The 4,230-nt window shown below is 67.6% G+C and carries 3 protein-coding genes; 2 read left to right on the top strand and 1 reads right to left on the bottom strand.

Annotation, left to right across the window (positions count from 1 at the left end):
• Window positions 1-48: 48 nt before the first annotated feature.
• The gene (locus tag RUW20_RS19675; RefSeq protein ID WP_313953918.1) at window positions 49-1,296 is read right to left on the bottom strand and encodes a lipoprotein-releasing ABC transporter permease subunit; all 1,248 of its coding nucleotides are present in this window, start codon (window positions 1,294-1,296) and stop codon (window positions 49-51) included.
• Window positions 1,297-1,478: 182 nt separating this feature from the next.
• Here RUW20_RS19675 and RUW20_RS19670 point away from each other — a divergent pair, with 182 nt between their 5' ends.
• A complete protein-coding gene (locus RUW20_RS19670; RefSeq protein WP_313953917.1) occupies window positions 1,479-2,534 on the top strand; it encodes a hypothetical protein in 1,056 nt (351 codons plus the stop codon).
• On the top strand, window positions 2,531-4,230 hold a 1,700-nt coding region (gene recJ, locus RUW20_RS19665; RefSeq protein WP_313953916.1), incomplete at its 3' end, for a single-stranded-DNA-specific exonuclease RecJ. The genes RUW20_RS19670 and recJ, both read left to right, overlap by 4 nt.

Below are 4,230 nucleotides of genomic sequence, written 5' to 3'. Positions count from 1 at the left end.
TCGCCCTGGCGATAGATCTTGCTCAGCCCCTGACAGGCCAGCACCGGCTCACTCATAGCGCAAGGCCTCCGCCGGATTGACGCGCGAGGCGCGCCAGCTCGGATAGATGGTCGCCACCAGGGCCAGCACGAAAGCGACGCCGACGATCGTCGTCACGTCTCCCCACTGCAGTTCCGAGGGCAGGTTGGAGATGTAATAGACCTCCTTGGCGAGAAACTGCGTATCGAGCAGCCGTTCGATGAACGGCACCACCACATCGACATTGAGGGCCAGCGCCACGCCGCCGGCGACGCCGAGACCGAGGCCGATGAAACCGATCAGCGCGCCCTGCACCATGAACACCAGCATGATGCTCAGCGGGCTGGCACCCAGGGTGCGCAGGATGGCGATGTCGGCCTGCTTGTCGGTCACCGCCATGACCAGCGTCGACACGATGTTGAAGGCCGCCACCGCGACGATCAGCGACAGGATGATGAACATCATGTTCTTCTCGATCTGCACGGCGCGAAAGAAGTTGGCGTGGCTGCGGGTCCAGTCGCTGATAAAGGCGTCGGTGGTCAAGGTGTTGGCCAGCGAGCGCACCACGCGCGGCGCGGCGAACAGATCGTCGAGCTTCAGGCGTACGCCGGAAACCCGGTCGTCCATGCGATACAGGCGCTGTGCATCGGCGAGATGGATCAGCGCCAGGCCGCTGTCGTACTCGTACATGCCGACCTCGAAGATGCCGACGACGTTGAAAGTCTTCAGCCGCGGCACCACGCCGGCCGGGGTGACCACGCCCTGTGGCGCGATCAGGGTTACCCGGTCGCCGACAAAGACGTCGAGCGCGCGCGCCAGCTCGCGGCCGAGGACGATGTTGAAGCTGTCGGGGCGCAGATCGTCGAGGTTTCCGCTCTTCATGTGCGGGCGAAAATCGGCCACCCGGTCTTCCTGATCGGGCAGGATGCCGCGCACCAGCGCCCCGCGTACCAACTGTCCGGACGACAACATCGCTTGCGCCTGTACAAAGGGCGCTGCGGCGATCACGTGCGGCTGGCCGGCAACCTGCTCGGCGACCAGTTCCCAGCCAGCCATCTCGCCGCTGGCGCCGGTGATCTGGACGTGTGAAACGACCGCAAGAATGCGCGATCGCAACTCGGTCTGAAAACCATTCATCACCGACAGCACGACGATCAGCGCGGCAACGCCGAGCGCAATACCGAGCATCGAAATCAGCGAGATGAAGGAGATGAAGTGGTTGTGCTTTTTGGCGCGCGTATAGCGCAGGCCGATCAGCAGCTCGTAAGGAAGGGCCATCAGCGGCGGGAGATCATCTCAGGGGGTTCGAAGCGCGCCGAGGCGGCAAAGGCGCTATGCTACACGCTTTCCGGCTGTGACTGCCTCCCCTGGCACCGCGCGGGCAGCTCTCGCCGGCGCCCCGCAGCACTGGGTCATGCGGCGCCGATTCGCTTTCGCCACTTTCCACTTCGCCAACCCGCATGCAACTCACCCTTGTCGTTCCCGAACTGGTCTGGCCCGAACCGGACGACCATGACACCCTGGCAACCCTTGCCTGCCCCGGCCTGAGCACGCTGATCGCCCGCAGCCGCCTGACCCGGCAGCCGCCGCAGTCCTTCGAAGCGACGCTGGGCGACGCTTTCGGCCTCGCCGGGAACGTGCCTTGGGCTCCTTTCCGGCTGCTCGGCGAAAGCGCCGCCCCGGCCGCTGCCGACGGCTGCTGGCTGTGTGCCGATCCGGTGCATCTGCGCCTGCACCAGGAACGACTGATTCTGGCCGACGGCAGCAGCCTGGAAATCGCGCTCGACGAGGCGCAGGCGATCGCCGACGAGCTCAACCGGCAGTTCGCCGATATCGGCAGTTTCCACGTCGCCACCGCCGATCGCTGGTACCTGAAGCTGGCCGCCGATACCAACCTGGGCGACTTCGACGTGCTGCCGCTGTCGGCCATCGCCGGGCGTCGGGTCGGCAGCCAGCTGCCGGCCACACCGCAGGCACGCGCCCTGCGCCAGCTGCTGAACGAAGTACAGATGGTCCTGTTCGGGCAGCCGGCCAACGAACGGCGCGAACAATCGGGCCGGCCGACGATCAACAGCCTGTGGCTATGGGGTGCCGGCGTTCTGCCAGTCGCGCGCGCAGCCGCTTTCGCCGGCGTCTGGAGCAGCGACCCGCTGACCCGCGGCCTCGCTCGCGCCTGCGGGATAGCAGTGCAGGAGCAGCCCGCAAACGCCGCCGATTTGCTCGCCCAGGCAGCGGCGGGCAGCCGCCAGCTGCTCGTCCTCGATGCCCTACAGGGCCCGGTACAGTATGAAGACGCCGACGCCTACCGCGCAGCGCTGCACACACTCGAAGCCAGCTGGTTCGCACCGCTGCAAAAAGCGCTCGCCGGCGGCAAGATCAGCGGTCTGCGCTTGATCGCGTCGACCGCCTACGCGGCGCTGGCCTGGGAGAGCGGCCGGGCTGGCCAGTGGCAACTGTGGCGCCGCCCGCAGCCGCTGGCCGCCACCGCGCAGGCGCTCGCCCGGGGCGCAGGATGACACGCATCCGCAGCCGCCCGGTCTCGCAGCGCGTCCAGTGGCAACTCGAACAACAGGGACTGCACCCACTGCTGGCGCGCATCTACGCCGCCCGCGGCATCCTGATGCGCAGCGAACTCGACTACGAGTTCAAGTCGCTGCTGCCGCCCTCGGCGCTGACCCATTCTGCCGAGGCGGCGGTCCTGTTGGCCGACGCCATCGCCAGGCAGGCGAAGATTCTCATCGTCGCCGACTACGACTGCGACGGCGCCACCGCCTGCGCCGTCGGCATCCGCGCCCTGCGCGCCTTCGGCGCGCGGGTCGACTACCTGGTACCGAACCGCTTCACCTACGGCTACGGCCTGTCGCCGGACATCGTCGACCTGGCGGCGAAGAGCCGCCCGGACCTGATCGTCACCGTCGATAACGGCATCGCCAGCGTCGACGGCGTCGCCCGTGCCCGCGAACTGGGCATCGCCACGCTGATCACCGACCACCACCTGCCGGGTGACGAGTTGCCCGCCGCCGAGTGCATCGTCAACCCCAATCAGCCAGGCTGTGACTTCCCGAGCAAGAACCTGGCCGGCGTCGGCGTGATGTTCTACGTGATGCTCGCGCTGCGTGCCGAGTTGCGCCGGCGCGAGTGGTTTTCAGAGGCCAGCGGACGCATTGAGCCGAAACTCGCCGACCTCCTCGACCTGGTCGCGCTGGGCACCGTGGCCGACGTCGTCAAGCTCGACCACAACAACCGCGTGCTGGTCAGCCAGGGCCTGCAACGCATCCGCCAGGGCCGGCTGACGCCCGGCCTGCGCGCCATCTTCCGCGCCGCCGGCCGCAATCCTGCGCAGGCCTCCAGCGTCGATCTCGGTTTCATGATCGGCCCGCGCCTCAACGCCGCCGGCCGCCTCGCCGACATGTCGCTGGGCATCGAGTGCCTGATCACCGACGATGACGGGCGAGCGATGAATATCGCGCAACAACTCGACGCTCTCAATCGCGAACGGCGCGAGATCGAGTCCGGCATGCAGGAACAGGCGCTGCTGCTGCTCGAGAAAGCGCACGCCGATGCCGACGCCAGCGCGGCGGCAACCGGCGTCTCGCTGTTCGACCCCGACTGGCACCAGGGCATCGTCGGCATCGTCGCCGCGCGCATCAAGGAGCGGCTGCACCGGCCGGTGTTCGCCTTCGCCCGCGGCGAAGGAAGCGGTGGCGAGATCAAGGGCTCGGGCCGTTCGGTGCCCGGCCTGCACCTGCGCGATGCGCTCGATCTGGTCGGCAAACGCGCACCCGGGCTGCTGCTGCGCTTCGGCGGCCACGCCATGGCCGCGGGGGTGACGATCAGGGAGGCCGACCTGCCGCGTTTCCGCGCACTCTTCGCCGAGGTCGCCGAAGAGCTGCTGGCGCCGGCCGACCGCACGCGCACGCTGGAAACCGACGGCAGCCTCGAATCGGGCTACTACTCGATCGCCACCGCACGGCTGCTGGAAGCGGAAGTGTGGGGCCAGGGTTTCCCGGCACCGCTGTTCGAAGACGAGTTCGTCGTCGAAAGCCAGCGCATCCTCAAGGACAAACACCTCAAGCTGCGCCTGCGCAAGGGCGTGCAGAAGCTCGACGCCATTCAGTTCAACTTCGACCACGCTCCCGGCAACACCATCCGCGCCGCCTACCGCCTGGCGATCAACGACTTCAACGGCGTCCAGACGCCGCAGTTGATGAT

It is taken from the genome of Accumulibacter sp. (assembly GCF_032229525.1).
Lineage (GTDB): Bacteria > Pseudomonadota > Gammaproteobacteria > Burkholderiales > Rhodocyclaceae > Accumulibacter.
The sequence above is the reverse complement of the archived record's forward strand: the minus strand, read 5'-3'. Positions and strand labels throughout refer to the sequence as shown.